The following is an 18458-nucleotide window of genomic DNA, read 5'->3' on the forward strand; positions in this document are numbered from 1 at the left end:
GTTTGAAACTCCGATTTTTGGTAGCCACCAAGCGAATGCCTGTCGTCTTCGACGATGCACATTCGATCCTGGGGGCAACCGGCTCTGATCTGAACCGAGCGGTTAACGTTACACGGGCACGATCACTGCATGGATCCTCCCGCTGCAACTGCCCCAGCACAAACGCCCCAGGCAAAACCTTCCGACGCGTCGACTGCGCCCTCTCCTGTTTGTCCCAATCGCGCCTCCAATGTTTTCTTCCATTGTTCCATCTCGTTGATCCGTTGTGCGATCGACCTGCGCATGTCGCCCTCCCCAGATTGATGCGTTTGTTTGCGTATTCAAACACGGGCATTGACCTATTGGCGACTACTACTTTTAGTAGTCGAAATTGCCGTTCGATGTTTCTAGCGTCGCCGCCGATGAACGGACAACCCCGCAATTTGACGGCTGCTTGTCCGGTGTCGGGGGCTTGGACAGAGTCGATAGGCGCCGACGATACCCTTCACGTCGGTATGTCTCGGTTGCTTCCGCCTGGGTATCTTGTCCTCGCTCAAACCACGAGGGCAAAGTGCCAAATCGGCGCTCACGAAAATCGATCTAAATCCGCCGACATAACTGTCCGCGACTAGCCGAAATGCCTGTCCGCGACGTACTGAAACCCACAGGATCAGATCGTGGCGCTGATCGTGCACCCTTTATGGCCACGCTGATAATGAGTGCAAAGCTCAACGACATCGATCCGCAGATGTTGCTGGCCGACGTTATTGCCCGCATCGCTGACACGCCGATTACCAGGCTGGAGCAGTTGCTTCCGTGGAATTGGACGCCGCCGATGACCTTGCCCCGTTGAAATAATCCATTTTGAAGTAAGCTCTGGCCCATTGAGAGCACCAGGGAATGAAGCGCAATCGTTTTACAGACGAACAGATCATCGGCATTCTGAAGGAGCACGAGGCTGGCTCGCCGGTCTCGGAGCTTTGCCGCAAGCACGGCGTCAGCGATGCCAGCATCTATAAGTGGAAAGCCAAGTTCGGCGGCATGGACGTATCCGAAGCCAAGCGATTGAAGACGCTGGAAGACGAGAACACGAAGCTGAAACGGCTCCTGGCAGATGCGATGCTGGGCAATGCGGCTTTGAAAGACCTTTTGGGAAAGAAGTGGTGACGCCCGCAGCAAGGCGAAAAGCTGTCGCTCATCTGATGGATCACCACCAGATGAGCGAACGGCGGGCGTGTAAAGCCATCGGCTTTTGCCGGATGACGATCCGTTACGAAACCAGGCGCAGCGATGACTATGACCTTCGCGAGCGGATGAAGGCGCTGGCGCATGAACGTCGCCGCTTTGGATATCGACGCCTTCATGTGCTGCTCAGGCGTGAGGGTCACCTTGTGAACCACAAGCGGCTCTTCCGGCTCTATCGGGAAGAGAAACTGACGGTGCGCAAGCGCGGCGGTCGGAAACGAGCGATAGGCACACGAGCACCGATGCTGATCCCACTTGCCGCCAACGATCGCTGGTCATTGGACTTCGTGTCGGATCAGCTCACCGATGGTCGCAGGTTCCGGGTGCTTACGGTGGTCGACGATTGCACCAGGGAGTGCTTGGCTCTCGTCGCCGATACGTCGCTTTCCGGTCTGCGGGTTGCCCGTGAGCTGGACCGGATCATCGAGGGACGAGGCAAGCCGAAGATGATCGTCAGCGACAATGGTAGCGAGTTCACCAGCAACGCGATCTTGCAATGGACGGATCGGACCAAGGTGGAATGGCACTACATCGCACCGGGCAAGCCGATCCAGAACGCCTTCATCGAAAGCTTCAATGGGCGGCTGCGAGACGAGTTCCTGAATGAGACTCTCTTCTCGTCGCTGGCTCATGCTCGATCAGCGCTTTCAAACTGGCGCTACGATTACAACGATCACCGCCCACACTCTGGCCTCGGCTGGCTGACACCCGCCGAGTTCGCTCAGACAATCAACCCGCGACGTGATGCGGTGCTGCGCAGCCGAAATGGCTCCGCACCGCACCCCGCCGCTACCGCCCCGAATACAGCAACCCAAAACCGCTGGAGCGAACTCAAAACTGGATAAAACTTGGGGGCAAGGTCACCTGCGCCACCGATAAAGCAAATCGGGCGCGACGCCATGACGGCGAGCGGTCGAAGATACCGTCTCGCCGGGTTTGAAACTTTGCTCAATGATTGTCAGCTTTTGCTCGGTTGTCCACCGCCTGCGGCGAACATCACCCGTCAGCAATTCAACGTGTGGATAGTCGTTAGACATAAGCCTATACCCAAGCCTGTGCTTGAGCCTTTCTGCTTATGCCGACTGTCCGGTCGAAATGGGGGGCAGTTCATTTATCTACTCTATCCAACAGTTGGAACTGTGTTCTTCCACCACCAGGACGACCAAAATTTTCATTAGCTTCACCTGACCTAATTCGAGTTCCGGCAGGAGGCGTAGTTGAGGTAACTTTTACTCCGGTGCGTTTTCGTATTGGTACGGTACAAGCTAAGTTCCGTTAAGAAGATACGAGGGCAGCTTTTTACTGGCGGACAAAATTTCGATACCGATCAGCCGACCTTCCGCGTCGAAATCCAAGTTTATTTGGCCGTCTACGGCATTTGGATCACAGCAGTACGTGGACCCAAATGGCGCTATGTCTTCTTCGCTCTTAAGTTTAATGTAGGCCGCATCTACGCTGACATCATAACTGATCTTCACTGTCTGCCCTTTACGTTAGCGATGTACTTATCCGGATTCTTCGGTCGTATTACGGTGGTAACACGGCTCCCGACACCGACAAATGTGTTGGTGGCCGCATCATAGTATCCGGTAAGGCGCTCTCCATCTTGCATATATTGGAACGAATCCCCGGAAACTATTGCACTTTTGATGTTTTCAATAGTTATGCCACGATTGGTTGCTTGTTTCGTCGCGTGGAAACCAACATATCAGCAAGCGATCATAGTGGCGGTGCAGGCTTTTGATGATTTCTCGCCGAATAACGACCCTTATGGTGAGCATAATTTCGGTGCCGTCACACTCAAGGACGCCGTGTTCTTTTGGAAGATCGACTATTACGACCTCGACCTGCAATTCGGATCATCCGATCCAACGGATGACGACGTGACCTGCCGGGTGCTCACTGTCATACGGGCAGATGAGTATTGAAATGGTGGCTCACCTACAGGAAGTCACCCAGCCTTCGGCTTTCCGTGCCGTCGTAATTAATCACGCTGGCACGAGCCGACTGCACGGAGGTCGACTTCTTGCTCCTCGGCCCAAGTGTTTCCGTGTTGGTTTAAATGGGACGAAATCTCCGATGGTTTTTACTACAATGATTTAACCTCTTTGATTAGGCTTAAAAATTCGGTTTCACTTAGTTCAAACTCCGGCCCCTCCTCCATTGCCATTAATGTGAGGATTATGCCGTCCATTTTCGGTGTAAGTTCCAAGCCATGTTGCTGATAAATGCGAGTTGCTAGTCTCGAAACTCTCGTCGGATTGAAACCACCAAGCAGTTCCCTCTCAAACATTACAGCTAATTCGCCAGGTGCCAGTGTCATTTCCATCCTTCCAATTCTGCCCCCGTTGGAGGGTAATGTTGTGCGTTTACCGGTCTCCCATCAATGCTCTTGGGATGAACTCGAATGACTTTCCCTGAATGATCGTAGCTTTCCATCCACTGCCTTGTTGAGCCTGTGGAGGGATTATACTCCGTGACAAACGATGCACCGCGCGTGGGGCCGTCAGTTCGCGCTTGAACTTCCTGCGTATAGTAACGAACTCTACCATCAGGCAGCGTTTTTGTGACGACAGCTGACTGTTGTGCTTTCTGCAAGCCTGACAATTTAGCCTTCAGCGCAGCCTGGGCATTTGCGTTGCTTGCAGCAGATGTAACTGATGTCGAGCCGTTTTGGTTATTTGTAGCCTCACCAGAGGTTTGACCAGTGTTGCCCTTCGGTCCCGTAGCTCCAAGCTTTTCAGCAATGCCAAATGTGAGAACAGCGATGGCTGCGTTGACAATTGACTGATTAACAAAACCCTTGAGAGCCGCCTGGACGGAATCCGGATATTTCGCCAGCAACTCGATGGTCTGAAGACGTTCGGCGTAGACGGCTGCGGCGAGATCCTGACTCGACAAGCCACCGAAGCCTCCATTGACCAGCCGCCTTTCCATGTCGGCATAGCCGCCCGGAACCATGGATGAAGGGTCCATGGGGTTGGCAGGGTCACGCAGATACTCGACAGCTTTCAGCGCATCGGTGATGGCGGCAACGCAGGCCGGACTTGTCCGGTTAGCATTACAGGAATCCGCAAGAACCGTATCGCGGTGCGTATCAAGCTGATCCCAATATCCAATCTGCTCCTGCAGCGCTGCGATTTGGGTGTCTGTACAGGTGTTTGCCGCCTCGCATTTTGCAAGCTGCTCCTTCGCTTTTTCCCGGGCCAGTTGTTCATTGTGATATAGATAATTGTACTGATATTCCGCAGCTCCGTATGCCGCGCCTTCTCCGCTGCCCACTGCCGCGCCGACCCCGGCGCTCAAACTTGCGCCGATCAACGTGGCAAGTATCTGCTTGTCCTGATCGGACATAATGCTGTCCTTGAGCATGCCCTTGACTAGGTCCGCAATGGCTGGCGCCATGAGCGCCGATGCGGTACCGCCAAGCGCACCCCTGAGCGCCCCTTCCCATCCATTGACGCCGCCAAGGATACCGCCTCCGATGGCGTGAAGCAGGGCTCGACCTGCACCACCTTCATCCCAAAGATCACGTTCGGCCTGAGTCGTCGCGTTGTTGTAGAAACTGGAAGCAATATCGCCGGCCAAACCAGCCATTGTCTTCTGCGCTTCCTGAATATCCGCCTGCGTTCTGTATTGCTGACGCAGAATGTGTTCGAGATCCGGCAGACCGGGTAGTGAGGTATTGGTATTGGCGGTATCGCGCCGGATCGTGCCAATGTCCTGCTTCTGGTTGTCCGGATCGGTAATGGTGATCGGGATGTTGCCGCCGATGGCCGAATAGGCCTTGCCGGTCTCGCTCTCGCCAGCCTTGACCGGCGGTGCGATGGAGAGGCCGCCAGTACCGATCGAGCCGCCATAGGTTTCGGCTATCCAGCTTGAATGCGTATCGATGTCGGTGGCGACAAGAGTGCCAGTAGAGAGGTTGTTGCGTCCGGAGCCAGCCTCGCTGGTAATTACTCCGCCGACAAGGGAAGTGTGCTGCTCAATGTTAAGATCGATGCCACCCGTTCCGGCGTGGATGCCGGATTGCTCGGTAACGACCGCCGCATCGCCTTTGGCCTTCTGCGTGGAGCCGGAGACGCCAGTGTTTCCAAAGCCGATCTGGCCAGACGCACTGAGCTGATCCGCCTTTGCCGTGGCCGTATTCACCTGGCTTTCGATCGTCAGGTCTTTAACATCGGCGGTGACCGAGTTGCCGGCGACGGTCGCGCCCTTGAGCGCCAGATCATTGGTGACAATGGTCACATCGCCAGTGCCGTTGACATGTGTATTGGTATGGCTGGTTGCGGAGGTGGTGGAACCGCCCTTGCCGTAAGAACCGTTGACACCGACACTGGCATTGCAGCCGCCCGACGTCGTGCAGCCCATATTGATGCCGGCGCTTGCACTCCAGGACTTGTTTGAACTTGCCGCGTCAGATGTGCCTTTGGCCGCGTTGAGATTGATGTCACCATTCTCTGCGGACAGGAAGATGTCGCCTGTCAGCGCATCGGAAGAGATGACCGGCAGGCCGTCCTTCCCGTAGCCGGCGAGGATCTGTGCTCCCTCGCTTGTTATATTACCGTTTTCTGCCTCGATGTTGATGGAGCGACCAGCACGAATATCGGTGACGACAGGCGTGGAGAAAGAGGAAGAAGTGCTGTTCTTCTGGTGGCTGACGCCTGCATTGATACCCACGTTGAAGGACAGGCCCTTGCCTGCGGAAAGGTCCGACGAGACGCCCTGCAGATCCTTGTAGGCCTGATAGAAACCAAGCCCGGCAATAGCTGTATTTGTAATGGCGTTGACCCCGCCGTCCGACAGCCGTTCAGCCGAGCTCATGATGCTCTCGGCGGCCTTGCCAACCTGGCTGGACACGGAAACCGTAACTCCGGCAAAGGTTTTCTCGTGCATCTCCTGATAATTGGTGCGGTCGTTGGCCGAGAGGAGATTGATGTCATTCCCGGCAAAGAGTTCGACGTCACGTCCGGCGGAGGCTGTTGCCGCCTGCAGATTGACGTTGTTTCCTGCGGAAACAAGGAGGTCACGACCGGCAGTGAGAACAGAGACCGCGTTCGTGTTGGTCTGTTGCTCCTTTCTGTCTTCGGTCTTCTGTACTCCCAGACCCACCGAGAAGCCGCCACCGCCGGAGGAGACGCTGATACCGAAGCCCGAGCGTTTTTCCTTCTCCTGTGACGAGGCACTTTCTGCCCCTGGCGTGATATTGACGTCGCGGGCAGCCTCCAGCGCAATGTCACGGCCGGCTGCGATAGAGGAGCCGATGATATTGACGTCGTTTTCGCGTGCCGTGAGCGTGACATCGGTCCCGGCAGTCAGCGCCGAGCCAACGTTGAGGGTAGACGACTGGCTTTTTTCTTTCTGTTCCTTGCCCCAGAGCGAGAGGAAACCGCCGCCGGAACCGGCAAACAGGCCGGATTTTTTGCTGCTGCTTTCCAGCGCATGCTGCTCCTCGGCCCCGATGACGGAAACACTGTCGCCCGCGACGCTGATTGCATCGCCTGCCGCTATGGTCGAGCCGGCGATGACGGTGTTGCCGCCGGCATCTAGCTTGATGTTACCGGACGCGGAAAGCTCGGAGCCGACTGTCGCTTCGTCGTAGTTGTACTGGGTGGAGCTTTTCTTGGAGAGGAAACCCTTGGCTGATGAACTTTGCTCAAACTCCGCAGTATTCTTGCCCGACGCGATCAGCAGATCGCCGCCCGCGCTGACATTGATATCGGCTTTGTTGGTCTCGTCGCCGGCAGTCACCGTCGAGGCCGAGAGGACGGTATCTCCACCTGAGACGATGGACACACCCTTCCCGCCGCTGACCGATGATCCGACGACGGTCTGCGTTTCCGTGTGGCTCGTCGTCTGTTTGCTTCCGCCGAACAGACCGCCCTTTTTCTTATAGGTGTAGTCAATCGTTGTGGTGTCGACAGCCTCAGTGATCGTCACATCACCGGTCGCTTTCAGACCCACCGTGCTATCGGAGGTGATCGTGCTGCCGATGACGTTGAGGTTGCCACCTGCATTGGCTGAGACCGAACCGCCCGCGGTGATCTCGGAACCCTGGCTTGTGGTTCTCACAACCGTCGTCGAACTCCGCTTGTCGCGCAATGTGCTGGTTGTCGACCTTTCAGTCACGGAGATATTGATGTCTCCATTCGACGTCAGGCCGAGATTGCCACCTGCTTTCACCTTCGCATTGGCCAGCAGAATGCTTTCGTTCCCCTTCAGCGAGGCATTGCCACCCGCCGTAAAGGTGCCGCCGATCGCCGCGATCGACGAACCGGAAACAGTCAGATCACCAGCCGATGCAATCATGCCTGATGTTGCAAGCAGGCCAGTATCGATTGTCACCTGATTGCCGGCGATCAGCGCGCCCGCAGAATTCAATCTTTCCCTGTCATTGGCGGCGAGATGTAGTACCGGCGCAAGAACGGTCGTACCGTTCACCGTCTGCCACTCATATACGACGACGGATTCGGTGAGGCTGGCGATCTCCTCAGCCGTCAGCGGTTGGCCGAGCGGGCGCTGGTTCGCTCCGAGATAGGCAGCGCCGTTATCAAGGAGCTGCTTTATCTGAGCGATCGAATCCTGCCCGGTAAAGCCGGAACCCGTCGCCAGTCTGAGCTGCTGCTCAATATATTGGTTCTCGAAATAGGCATCGCCAAGGAACTGGATCTGCCGGTCCGGCTGGTAGCCGATGCGGCCAAGGAAATAGCTGGAGCCATAAAATTTCGAGACATCGAGGAATGCGGCACGCGTTTCATAGAGGAACGTCTGGCCGGGGATAGTGCCACCAAAGCCGCCGGACTGTGGGCTTGCAACGGAGCCAATAGTGAACAACGCACCGCTTGCCGTCATGCCAGCGAGCAATCCGGTCGGATCGCTCGAAGGCGTAGGCGCTACTACGCTGACATGATCTGCGATCGTACCCGCTGCGGCGGTATTGTTAACAGCACCAAAACCGGTAATACCCAGCGCTCCGCCTGAACGGATTGTGGCGGAAACACCACCGGTCGCCTCGACGCTTTCTACACTCCGTCCCGGACCGATATCCTTCGACGTATCCCGCGTTCCAAATGGGCTGGGGCCGGGCATGGCGACCTGCCATGAGCTCTCGTGGCCTCCAGTATCGCCCGTTGTCTTCGTTTCCTGCCACTCATAGATGACATCGGGATAATATTGGCAGCCGCCTTGTTGGTTGCAATTGAGCGAAGTGGTACGCTGCAATTGCAAACCGAGATTGTTCAGCGTACCGGAGCCAACAAGTGTCATGCCGGAGCCGGCTTCGATGTTGCTATAGGCATTGGTAAGATCGGCGGTATCGACAAAAAGCGTATTGCCCGCCTTGATTGTCGCTGCGGGGCTACCAGCCGATGTGAGACGGTCTTCAGTCACATCACGATAGACATGGCGAATGGGCGCACCAATGACGAACTGCTTGCCAGCGAAAGAGACGGGAGATGAACAATCTCCACATTCGCGTGCATAATAGGTGTCATAAGCCGACACGAGTGCGTTTGAGATTTGCTGGCTCGTATAGGTCGGAGCCACGCTTTTCTCGTTACGCAGATTTGCCGTCAGGATCGAGATATTGCGACCAGAGGAAATTAGACCTGAACTGTTGACCGTAGCAGCATTGCGCGCGCCAGAAGCACTTCCAGCAATTGTGAGGTCACGACCTGCGACAATCGCCCCCTGATCATTGGCAAGCACGCCGCCCACGAAAAGTGCTGCGTCGTTACCGGCATAGATGAGCCCCGTGGCGGTGTTGGTCAGGTTGCCGGCGATATTGAGGGTAAGATCATTGCCAGCAGCCAGCTGACCGGCGTTGGCAAGTTGCGAAAGCGACAGCGTCAGATCATGGGCCGCAAGAATATTGGTGGCGTCATTCGCAATGAGGCTACCCGCTTGGATCGCGATGTCACCTGACCCCTGAACGGAACGAGCTGTGCTGCTCGCGGTGACAGCATTGAGCCGCGCACCCGTCAGATCTGTCGTTCCAGATGAGGTGAGATCAATACCACCTGACGTTAGCGTGCTGTTGGTGAGATTAATGTTATTGGCATCGATGTAGAGCGTGCCGGATGTGGCAAGTCTGCTCCTGTTATTGGAAAGGTCGGCATTTTGCTGCCTGATCCTGATGTCGCCCCCGGCGGCCGTGCGTTTGTCGAAGCTGATGACACCATTTGTCGAAGACAGCAAAACGTCTCCGTTTGCCTCCAGACTGTCATAGCGGATGTCGCTGCCAGCCGAAGCCTGCAAATTCCCTTCTGCAAGCACGAGCCCGGAGATCCCGAGATGAAGGCCGGAAAGCAGCGCCAAATCGCCTTTCGAAAGCAGCGAGTCCGCTGTGATCGCGCCTGAGGCCGCCGTTAGCGACATGGCCGCGCCAGACTGAGCCGTGCCGCTGATGGCAATGGAGCCAGCCCCGGACCACAGCGAAACGGGTCCGGTAGCCGACGCGTCGGCCAAGGCAATACGCCCATCTGCCAGAAGGTTGACTGCACCACTGGCCCCGAGAGTACCGGCAACATCGATGAAGCCGGCCCCACCATTGATCAGAATATCCTCTTCAGCACCGATCGAAGCGACCTTGGTGTCCTTGCCCGCCTTGACCGACACCGATTTTTTCGAGGTCAGACGACCAGTTGAAACACTTCCCTTTGAGGAAATGTTCACGCCGTTATTGCCAGAGGCATTACCGATCGAGATTTTGCCGTCGGCCGACAGCGAGAGCTCCCCGGCATTGGCGGCCATGTCGCCGCGCATGCGAACACCTGCGCCCTTTTCCGTGACGACCATCTTGATGCGGCCGGCCTGCATGGCCCCGAGTGCTGAACCGTCGATTGCGTATTCAGGTGTTCCGGAGGTCGCATCAAGTGGAGTTGCATCCCCCGTGGCATAATCGAACTTGCTCTTGCCGGCCGTCAGGCGCAAATCCTCGCCATAAATCGTGCCGTCAATATGGATGGTGCGGGATACGATATCGAACAGATCGACTCTCCCGTCCCCTGTCGCAAAATTCGCTCCCTTCGGACCAAACGTGACGTCTCCACCATTGACCGTGAAGCCATTGAGACGTCCGTCAGTGCCAATGTCGGGCACGCCCGTCGTCAGCATGGCGCGTGGCGTGTTGATGAAACCGCAGCCGTCGCAGGTGATCCCGTTCGGATTGGCGATAATGACGTCGGCGCGGCCGCCAAACACTTCGGTCGGCCCGACGAGAGAACTGCGATTTTGCGACGTCACCTCATTGAGGATGACCGTGGCAGCACCCCTGCCTTGAAGGTTTGGATTACCAGGTGTCACGCCACCCAGCTTCGACGTACCGATCTCACCATTGTAGTTGTTGAGAATAACGCCCGGCGTGCCGACGTTGAAATTGTTGTATTTGTTGTGCGACAGACCCTGGCTGTTGGGTCCGACGATATCGATGAGCGGCACGCCGTTCGGAGCAGCCCCTGTCCCGGGGCGATTTGCAAAAGATCCTCCAACTTCCGGCGATATGTCCTGTGCGTGAAGAAGCACTGGCTGAAGCACGAGCGTAAAACTGACAACGGTGGCAATGATTTTTTGAGCCAGCGTCCCGGCATTGGCGAACAATGCGAGGTCGGTTGTTTTGCGTGGAAGACGCTTAAACTGTGATGTCATTGTTGTTCGCCTCTCGTGGCAGACGGAATTTGGGGCTTAGCGGTCTTTTCTGCTCGTGTCGGCCTGGGACGGCTTGGTGTCGAGTTTCTTGTAGACATCCGCCAGCTTCGACTGCGGGGCCGGGCATTTTTTGCTTTTGGCAATCTCGCCAAGGACCTGATTGCGGTTACGCAATGCGTCGATCTCCAGTTTCTCTGGCGATTTCGGATCCATAAAGAAAAGAGCCGGCCAAAACAGAAGAACACCTGTCGCACCGAGGACGACGTTTTTACCCTGCGCATCGGATCGTTCTTTCACCGTCGCCAGGACCTGCCGTTCGTTAGCCTCGAATTCGCGCTTGATGCCGGCGCAATCGAAAGCGCTGTCGGCAGGGTTTGTCGAAGCAACCGGATGCGCTGCCCGGCCACCACAACCGGAAACGATAGTGGCAGTCGCCATCAGCGCGAATACGACAGACAATTTGGGGGTGTGAAAAGAAGATCTGACCATAATATTCTCTTTTGAAGCCTACCAGCGTGCCGTCACGCTGGCGAAAATGAGATTGCCGCGTCCGTGACTGACGCTGCTGGAAAATGCCTGGGAGTAGCCGAAATCGGCACTGATGTTTCCGCCAACGAGTTTCGCACCAACGGTCCAACTCGCGAGATAGCCGTCTGGAATATCGAAGCGATGCTGCGAGAACACGCGGCCATAATCGAGGCCCAGGTAGGGGCGTAATTCGCCCAGAACGGGCGCCAGACTTGTGCCCTCCCATGGCATTGTCCGCCAAACCAGTTCGTTGCGGCTGAAAACTCCGTTGTTACCGAATATGACGCTTTCCCTTGAGCCCCGTACGTTGCTGGAGCCACCAAGCCCGATCTGTTCTGCGCCAAACATGTTATCGGGCGAATATTGGGCATTGAGGAGCGTCGTTAACTCGAACCGCTGGCCAGCCGCCTCGAACGGCCGCGTCGCGCTGACGGTCGTGTTGAACTTCAAAAACCGGGGATCCGCCGTGCCCGCCCCCGGCTCTCCGGCCTCCACGGCGTCGAAGAGATCAAGACCCTTATCAAGGGCAAAATCGAGAGCGATGACGCCACCCAGAATTCTCTGTGAACGCGATAAGCCCAGACTGCCAATCGTGTATCGACGGCTTCCCACCTCAATTCGATTGCCGAGAAGAAAGTTGTCGGTCTGCTTGTATGTGAGACCGCCTCTAAGGGTCGTGATGGAATCCTTGTCTCGCAGAATGACGCGATCTATGCCAAATCCAGCCTGACCGGAATTGCCCGAGGTTTCGATCGGCCCAAAATTGCCGGGAATGGTGCTGTTATATTCGTACCAGGAGCCATTTGTTGAAAACGTCCAGTAGCCATAAGGTACGCTTGTATTAACCGAATAGCTGTTGCTGTGCCCGCGACCATCATCGTCCCAAGGATAATCCGGGCCGCTGCGACCGTAGGAGAACCCTAACTGATCATTGATGCCCAACAGGTCGTCTAAGCCGACGGAAACATTGGTCTGGGAGTAACCGGTACTTGTCTGACCGAGATTGTTGTTGGAAATACTGGCGTACCAGCGCTTGGCGGGTTTGTTCTCGACATTGAGGATAGACGTTCCATCGTCCTTGCCCGGCAACATCGAGGTCTTCGCGTCGTTCGATGACAGGCGATTGATCTGGTCCAGCCCCTGTTCAATATCGCGAATATTGGCGACCTCACCCTTCACGCCGGGAAAAGCCGTAGCGAATGAACCGTTTCGCCCAGCCGGTTGACCGTTAAGATAGATATCCGAGATCGTGCCTTCGACGACGACCAGCCGCAGCAACCCTGTTCCGGCAATATCCTGTGGGGGAACATAAGCGCGCGAAGTCACAAATCCCTTGTCCAGATAAAGGTCGGTGATGGCCTTGAGCAACGTGGTAATATCCGCAACGCCGATGCATTTACTGTCGTAACGCCGCGTCACTTTTCCGAGATCAATGGCAGACAGCCTTGTCGCACCTTCGATCTCTACACGCGAGATATCGAAGCAAGGACCAGTGGACTTCGCGTCGCCCCGTGGTGTCCGGTCCGCACGGCCAATGACGCTATCAGGCGTAACCTGTTTCAGGTTTTCCAGCCGCTGCAACTGTTCTTGTTGTTCTTGCCGCCGGGAAAAATCATCGGCGGGCGACTGTGCAGTTGCCTGCCCTGACGCGATCAGGCCTGCAAAAAGCGCAATGACAAAGGTCCGCTTGAAACTGTTTCGCGCGCTCTTCGGGGAGTTGGCTAAGATTTGAGCGGCCGGCACAATTGCGAGACAAAAGTCAGGAGGGACTAGCCGTCGGAAACCAGGAATGAAAGCAGCAAGTGGCATATTTCGGAGGCCTGCATTTGAAATGAAGTTTGTCGCGGCAATGCCGCCCATGCTTCACTCTGCAGCTGTCCTTGCTGTCGATCCCGTACCGGGTACATAGATCAGTTCATCTGATCCAAGAAGCGTTAAAGTAGTAAGTTTCTTTACGAGACGATAGTCTTTAGTCATTTTCTGAAAGAACCGTACACATTAAAAATTCACGTAATAATCAATCCTGCCAACACCATGGCATGGATATTATTTTTCATCCGTGAATTTTAAGCGCGACCCGCCAATTTCATGCCCTTTGGTTCTTCGAGTCAAATAACAACCAGAAGTTACTGCAATGCGCATCTCTCTGCAAGACCGAGATGAAGACCAAAGTTAAGGAGAAACTAAAATTGTTTCTGGGATGGGTGTGAAAAGGCGATGATTCACGCGACAACAGTGACTAGAACCGGTACGTCAACCCGACAACCGGTCCACTCAGCCGTGAATCGAAGACATAACCATCGTGCGAGTAATCAACGTCGAGCACCTTATAGCCTGCCGAGACCGACAATGTGTCGGTAAAGATGTAGTTCACCGTCGCGAGCGCTGACCAGGTGAGATCGGATCCCGCGCCGAAACCGCCGATATCCACCTGCCCCTGAACGGACAGTTTGTCCGTGAGGCTGAAAAAGGCGCGTGCGCCGATGACGGGGTCGACCCAGCCGAAACTCTCTCTGTGGGTGGCGGAAACGCTGCCGATCAACGGATGGCTGGCAGTGACCGCAACGTCGTTTGAAATGTGCCAGAAGCGCGCGCCTGCGAGCGCGTCGAGCGAAAACCCGTCTGCATCGATGACACGGTAACCTGCCTGCAACGTCGCCATGAATTCCTGTGTATCCACATTCGCATTGATGGCGGCACCGGCAGGCAAGGTTGGCAAACCCGGAATTTGCAGCGCCGGTAGCGGACCGGCTGCCTTGCTGTCGGTGGTATCGACATACATCAAATCGCCGGAAAGGACGAAACGGTCGTAACGTCCCCAGATGTTGAGAAACCCACCGAAATTGAGATCATCTATGACATCTGAAAAGGATTTCTCCACATGGAGGGTGGGGGCACGTTGGAACGGCGACACGTTGCCATTCAAGCCGGTCGCCCAGAGGTAACCCGTCGCCTGAAATGCCCAGTCTGGTGCCACATCAACCGTCGCGGGTGTGGCAACAACGTCGTCTGCAGCTGTGGCCGCGGTTGCGGAAAAAACCATAAGGGCCGAAAAAATTGATAATTTTAGCAATGCCTTCTCCCCCAACAATCGTCCGTAGCTAAGCGTATTTGACTTCCGGCAACAAGTCCGATTTTCTATCATACGCTGTATCTTGTGCCGCGAAACCGGAGGCTTTTCCATGCGCCTGAAGACCTTGCCGATTTTTTCCGCCTGCACCGCCGCGATATTGTCTGTCGCAACACTGACGACATCGGTGGCCGAAGCCTGCACGCGCTTCGTCTATCTGGGCGAAAATGATCAGGTGATGACGGCCCGGTCGATGGATTGGAAGACGGATGTCGGAACCAACATCTGGGTATTCCCGCGCGGCATGGAACGCTCCGGCGAGGCCGGGCCGAATTCGGTCAAATGGACCTCGAAATACGGCAGCGTCATTGCTTCAGGTTACGATATTTCGACGACAGACGGCATGAATGAGGCAGGCCTTGCTGCAAATGTTCTCTGGCTGGTCGAGTCGAGTTATCCCGCTTATGACGGGAAATCGCCGGGCCTCTCCATCGCCGCCTGGGCGCAATATGCGCTCGATAATTTCGCAACGGTGGACGAGGCCGTCAGCGCGCTCGAGAAGAACCCATTCACCATTGTCACCGACAATGTTCCCGGCGAAGAACGTCTGGCGACCTTACACCTCTCCCTATCGGATGCGACTGGTGACAGCGCGATCATCGAATATATTGATGGCAAGCAGGTCATCCACCACGGTCGTCAATATCAGGTGATGACCAATTCGCCGACCTTCGATCACCAGCTGGCGCTCAACGAATATTGGAAGCAGATTGGCGGCACCGTCATGCTGCCGGGCACCAATCGCGCCTCGGACCGGTTCGCCCGGGCTTCTTTCTACGCAAACGCCATACCCAAGAGCGAAAATCCGGTCGAAGCCATCGCCAGCGTCTTTAGCGTCATCCGCAATGTGTCGGTTCCATACGGCATAACCACGCCGGACCAGCCAAATATTTCCTCCACCCGCTGGCGCACCGTGATTGACCACAAACGCAAGCTCTATTTCTTCGAATCTGCATTGACGCCGAACATCTTCTGGATCGACATGACTAAACTCGACCTTTCGAAAGAGACGGGTAAGGTCAAGAAACTCGACCTGGGGCCCAATCAGATCCACATCTATTCGGGCATGGCGAACGAGAGCTTGAAGGATACCAAGCCCTTTAAGTTTCTCGGGCTTTGAGGGCGGAAACCACGCAGTCAGGCCGGGAGCAGCTGGCAAGGTCTGTATCGACCATTCCTCGCCGCCCCACTAACATCATGAATCCGAGAGCATTACGAGAAGCGGTAGTGTAATCGAACGCAGCCCTTTTCGATTGCCGTTGCGCTGACGAGAGTGGGACTGGTCCGATGCCCGGTGAGCGGAAAAAGGGGCTCACCTGAGCCGAGGATTTCCGGGATGACATAAATCTCGATCTCATCCAGTGCATCACGCTCCAGAAAGGCCATCTGCAGCTTTCCGCCGCCCAGCATCCAGACATCGCCATCATCGAGGGCGCGCAGTTTTTCGATCAACGAGCCCAGATCGGTGCTCACCTCCAGAGGTCCCTTGGGCTCCTCGATCGGCCTTGAGGTGACGACGATGACGCGTTGATCTCCATAAGCCCAAGGCGACTGTTCACGGGCGATGAAATCATAGGTCGCCCGCCCCATGACCACCGTCCGAATTCTTTTCAGGAAAAGGCGATAATCGTGTTCGCCGAGGTCCATATCATCATATTTGTAGAGCCAGTCTAGCGAGCCGTCTCCAGAAACGATCCGCCCGTCCAGGCTCGCCGCGATATATCCGCGAATGATCGCCATATTATCCTCCTTGATTTATAAATGAATATACATTTATATATATGTCATGCCAAGACACAAGTCGATTTCAGATGATCAGGTGCTGGATGTCCTGCTGCCCCTCATGTTGCAGACAGGCCCCGACGGGCTGACTTTTGCCGCAGCCGCAAAGGCCTGCGGCCTTTCTGCGGCAACCCTGGTGCAGCGTTACGGCAAGCGCGAAGACCTTGTCGAAACCGTGCTTCTGCGCGCCTGGGACAAGCTGCAGGCGGAAACGGAAACAGCCGATGAGGAGGAACCATTGACGCCGCAGGGCGCCATATCCCTTCTCATGCGCCTCATGCCCCCCGAAGCCGCAGAACAAAATGCCAGTGACGGGTTGCTGCTGCTGAGAGAAGACATTCGCAATCCGAAGCTGCGCGCGAGAGGAGCGCTCTGGGGACACACCCTCGCCCAGGCGCTTGGCTGCCGCCTTACCCACGACAAGGCTAGCGAGGAACGGCTTGGCTGGCAGATGGCCGCCTTGTGGCAAGGCGCACATACATGGTGGGCATTCGTCCGCGGGGAAGATGCGAACTCGGCAATTCGCAGGACACTCGAAGAATGGGTCGCCGCGGTGAACGTCGACGAGCGATAATCCGCGCCATCGTGGCGCATGTTTCATAAGCCCGCCAGCTCGTGGATTTATCCCCCCAAAAACCGCTTGACCTCAACTGTGATTGAGGTCCTAGAAGTATTGTCACCTTGTTTTCGCAAGGCTTTTTCCATGCTCTTGAGCAAACAGTGACAAAGGAATACCCCATGTCTTTCCAGCTTCCCGATCTCCCCTATGCCCATGATGCGCTCGCCCCTTCTGGCATGTCCGAGGAGACGCTGAAGTTTCATCATGATCTCCATCACAAGGCCTATGTCGATAACCTCAACAAGGCGATATCAGGCACCGAATGGGAGAAAAGCAACCTTGAGGACATCGTCCGGGGCACCTATGAGAAGGGTGCGGTGGCGCAATCCGGCATCTTCAACAATGCCTCCCAGCATTGGAACCACAATCTCTTCTGGGAAATCATGGGGCCACAAAAACATGCGATCCCCAAGGTGCTGGAAGATGCGCTGACGCAGTCTTTCGGCTCGGTGGCACTGTTCAAGCAGAATTTTGCGCTTGCCGGCGCCTCGCAATTCGGCTCGGGCTGGGCGTGGCTGGTGGTGGATACCGACGGTTCGCTGAAGATCACCCGCACCGAAAACGGCGTCAACCCGCTGTGCTTCGGCCAGAAGGCGCTTCTCGGCTGCGACGTGTGGGAACACAGCTATTACATCGATTTCCGCAACAAGCGTCCTGCCTATGTCGAGAACTTCCTCGACAATCTGGTGAACTGGCAGGCAGTCGCCGCCCGTTTTTAATTTGAGCCCCACTGATCCGGCCGGCCCCGCTGCCCTGGGCGGCTGGCCGGATCAGGCGCAGCCGGACAGCCGCCGTCCAGCTGCAACTCCATTCGAGCATTCCCATGCCCTATGTCGTCACCGAAAACTGCATCGCCTGCAAATACATGGACTGCGTGGAGGTCTGCCCGGTCGAATGTTTTTATGAAGGCGAGAACATGCTCGTCATTCACCCGGATCAATGTATCGATTGCGGCATCTGCGAGCGCGAATGTCCGGCGGCGGCAATCCGGCCGGATACCGAGGCGGGTCTGCATGTCTGGCTCGACCTCAACCGCCACTATTCCGGCATCTGGCCGCGCGTGCACCAGAAAAGAACGCCGCCTGAGGATGCCGACATCATGAATGGTGCTGCGGCCAAGTTTTCCATTTTTTCGAAGAACCCGGGAGCGGGCGGTTAGCCCGGCACAGCATGTCTCATAATTTCACGCTGATCGATGGCGGTGTGGTCAATCACGCGCATGTCCCGCTGAAAGCCTCCCCCTCTCCGACAATCTCGCCGCGTGAATTCAAGGACGCTATGGCGAACCTCGTCTTCACCGTGGCCGTGGCCACGGCCTCCCATGCGGGCGAGCGGATCGGACGTACGATCACGTCCTTCATGCCGCTCAGCCCCGAACCGCCGCTTCTAATGATCTCCATCGATGCGAGTAGCCGTATGGTCGATCTTGTCGCAGCAAGCCGGCGCTTTTCCGTCACGGCGCTGTCCAGAGGGCAGGAGGAGATCGCCGATGTGTTCGCCGGAAAAGGAAACCTGCCGGACCGTTTTTCC

General features: G+C 56.1%; 14 protein-coding genes and 2 pseudogenes. 8 read left to right on the plus strand and 8 right to left on the minus strand.

The annotated features are described in order from the left end of the window. Positions 1-646: 646 nt before the first annotated feature. Together T18_RS13525 and T18_RS13535 are read left to right on the plus strand one after the other, a co-directional pair. Positions 647-832, plus strand: a pseudogene (locus tag T18_RS13525) (transposase domain-containing protein); the annotation flags it as partial. A gap of 47 nt (positions 833-879) precedes the next feature. After that, positions 880-2069 (plus strand): IS3 family transposase gene (locus T18_RS13535; RefSeq protein WP_121556216.1). Its coding sequence is split into 2 segments (ribosomal slippage): positions 880-1129 and positions 1129-2069, totalling 1191 coding nucleotides; the frame shifts between segments, so codons are not numbered across the junction. Positions 2070-2087: 18 nt separating this feature from the next. On the opposite strand, the pseudogene T18_RS13540 reads toward T18_RS13535, so the two are convergent. After that, positions 2088-2261, minus strand: a pseudogene (locus tag T18_RS13540) (transposase); the annotation flags it as partial. Between the two features lie 228 nt (positions 2262-2489). Further along, a complete protein-coding gene (locus T18_RS28230) occupies positions 2490-2702 on the minus strand; it encodes a DUF2283 domain-containing protein (protein ID WP_035200269.1) in 213 nt (70 codons plus the stop codon). Between the two features lie 186 nt (positions 2703-2888). On the opposite strand from T18_RS28230, the gene T18_RS13550 reads away from it, so the two are divergent. Then, complete coding sequence (locus tag T18_RS13550; RefSeq protein WP_236760937.1) at positions 2889-3152, plus strand: DUF3768 domain-containing protein; 264 nt, start codon at positions 2889-2891, stop codon at positions 3150-3152. A gap of 161 nt (positions 3153-3313) precedes the next feature. Here the strand turns inward: T18_RS13550 and T18_RS13555 are convergent, their stop codons facing one another. The 5 genes from T18_RS13555 to T18_RS13575 form a co-directional block, all read right to left on the minus strand. Beyond that, entirely contained in the window at positions 3314-3547 is a 234-nt protein-coding gene (locus T18_RS13555) for a hypothetical protein (protein ID WP_060642631.1), read from the minus strand. Continuing rightward, a complete protein-coding gene (locus tag T18_RS13560) occupies positions 3544-10869 on the minus strand; it encodes a hemagglutinin repeat-containing protein (protein WP_038495186.1) in 7326 nt (2441 codons plus the stop codon). The genes T18_RS13555 and T18_RS13560 overlap by 4 nt, the downstream gene beginning before the upstream one ends. 36 nt (positions 10870-10905) lie before the next feature. Further along, positions 10906-11307: a hypothetical protein gene (locus T18_RS13565; protein WP_410118146.1), complete on the minus strand. Its 402-nt coding sequence runs from the start codon at positions 11305-11307 to the stop codon at positions 10906-10908. A 69-nt stretch (positions 11308-11376) separates the two neighbouring features. After that, a complete protein-coding gene (locus tag T18_RS13570) occupies positions 11377-13257 on the minus strand; it encodes a ShlB/FhaC/HecB family hemolysin secretion/activation protein (protein WP_038495180.1) in 1881 nt (626 codons plus the stop codon). 379 nt (positions 13258-13636) lie between these two features. After that, positions 13637-14440, minus strand: coding sequence for a hypothetical protein (locus tag T18_RS13575; protein ID WP_038495177.1), 804 nt, complete (start codon positions 14438-14440; stop codon positions 13637-13639). 139 nt (positions 14441-14579) lie between these two features. Between T18_RS13575 and T18_RS13580 the strand changes: the two genes are divergently transcribed. After that, positions 14580-15647: a linear amide C-N hydrolase gene (locus T18_RS13580; RefSeq protein WP_038495174.1), complete on the plus strand. Its 1068-nt coding sequence runs from the start codon at positions 14580-14582 to the stop codon at positions 15645-15647. A gap of 92 nt (positions 15648-15739) precedes the next feature. On the opposite strand, the gene T18_RS13585 is transcribed toward T18_RS13580, so the two are convergent. Next, positions 15740-16267 carry a dihydrofolate reductase family protein gene (locus tag T18_RS13585; protein ID WP_038495171.1) on the minus strand — a complete coding sequence of 176 codons (528 nt, stop codon included), beginning with the start codon at positions 16265-16267 and terminating at the stop codon, positions 15740-15742. A 46-nt stretch (positions 16268-16313) separates the two neighbouring features. On the opposite strand from T18_RS13585, the gene T18_RS13590 reads away from it, so the two are divergent. From T18_RS13590 to T18_RS27690, 4 genes are all read left to right on the plus strand, one after another. After that, entirely contained in the window at positions 16314-16883 is a 570-nt protein-coding gene (locus T18_RS13590) for a TetR/AcrR family transcriptional regulator (protein ID WP_038495168.1), read from the plus strand. Between the two features lie 164 nt (positions 16884-17047). Beyond that, positions 17048-17647, plus strand: a complete 600-nt coding sequence (locus T18_RS13595; RefSeq protein ID WP_038495165.1) for a superoxide dismutase — start codon at positions 17048-17050, stop codon at positions 17645-17647. A 104-nt stretch (positions 17648-17751) separates the two neighbouring features. Continuing rightward, entirely contained in the window at positions 17752-18087 is a 336-nt protein-coding gene (gene fdxA / locus T18_RS13600) for a ferredoxin FdxA (RefSeq protein ID WP_038495162.1), read from the plus strand. Between the two features lie 11 nt (positions 18088-18098). Then, positions 18099-18458: flavin reductase family protein (locus T18_RS27690; protein ID WP_323455222.1), on the plus strand; the 360-nt coding region annotated here is incomplete at its 3' end.

This window comes from Rhizobium sp. TBD182, assembly GCF_001950375.1.
GTDB classification, from domain to species: Bacteria; Pseudomonadota; Alphaproteobacteria; order Rhizobiales; family Rhizobiaceae; genus Agrobacterium; species Agrobacterium tumefaciens.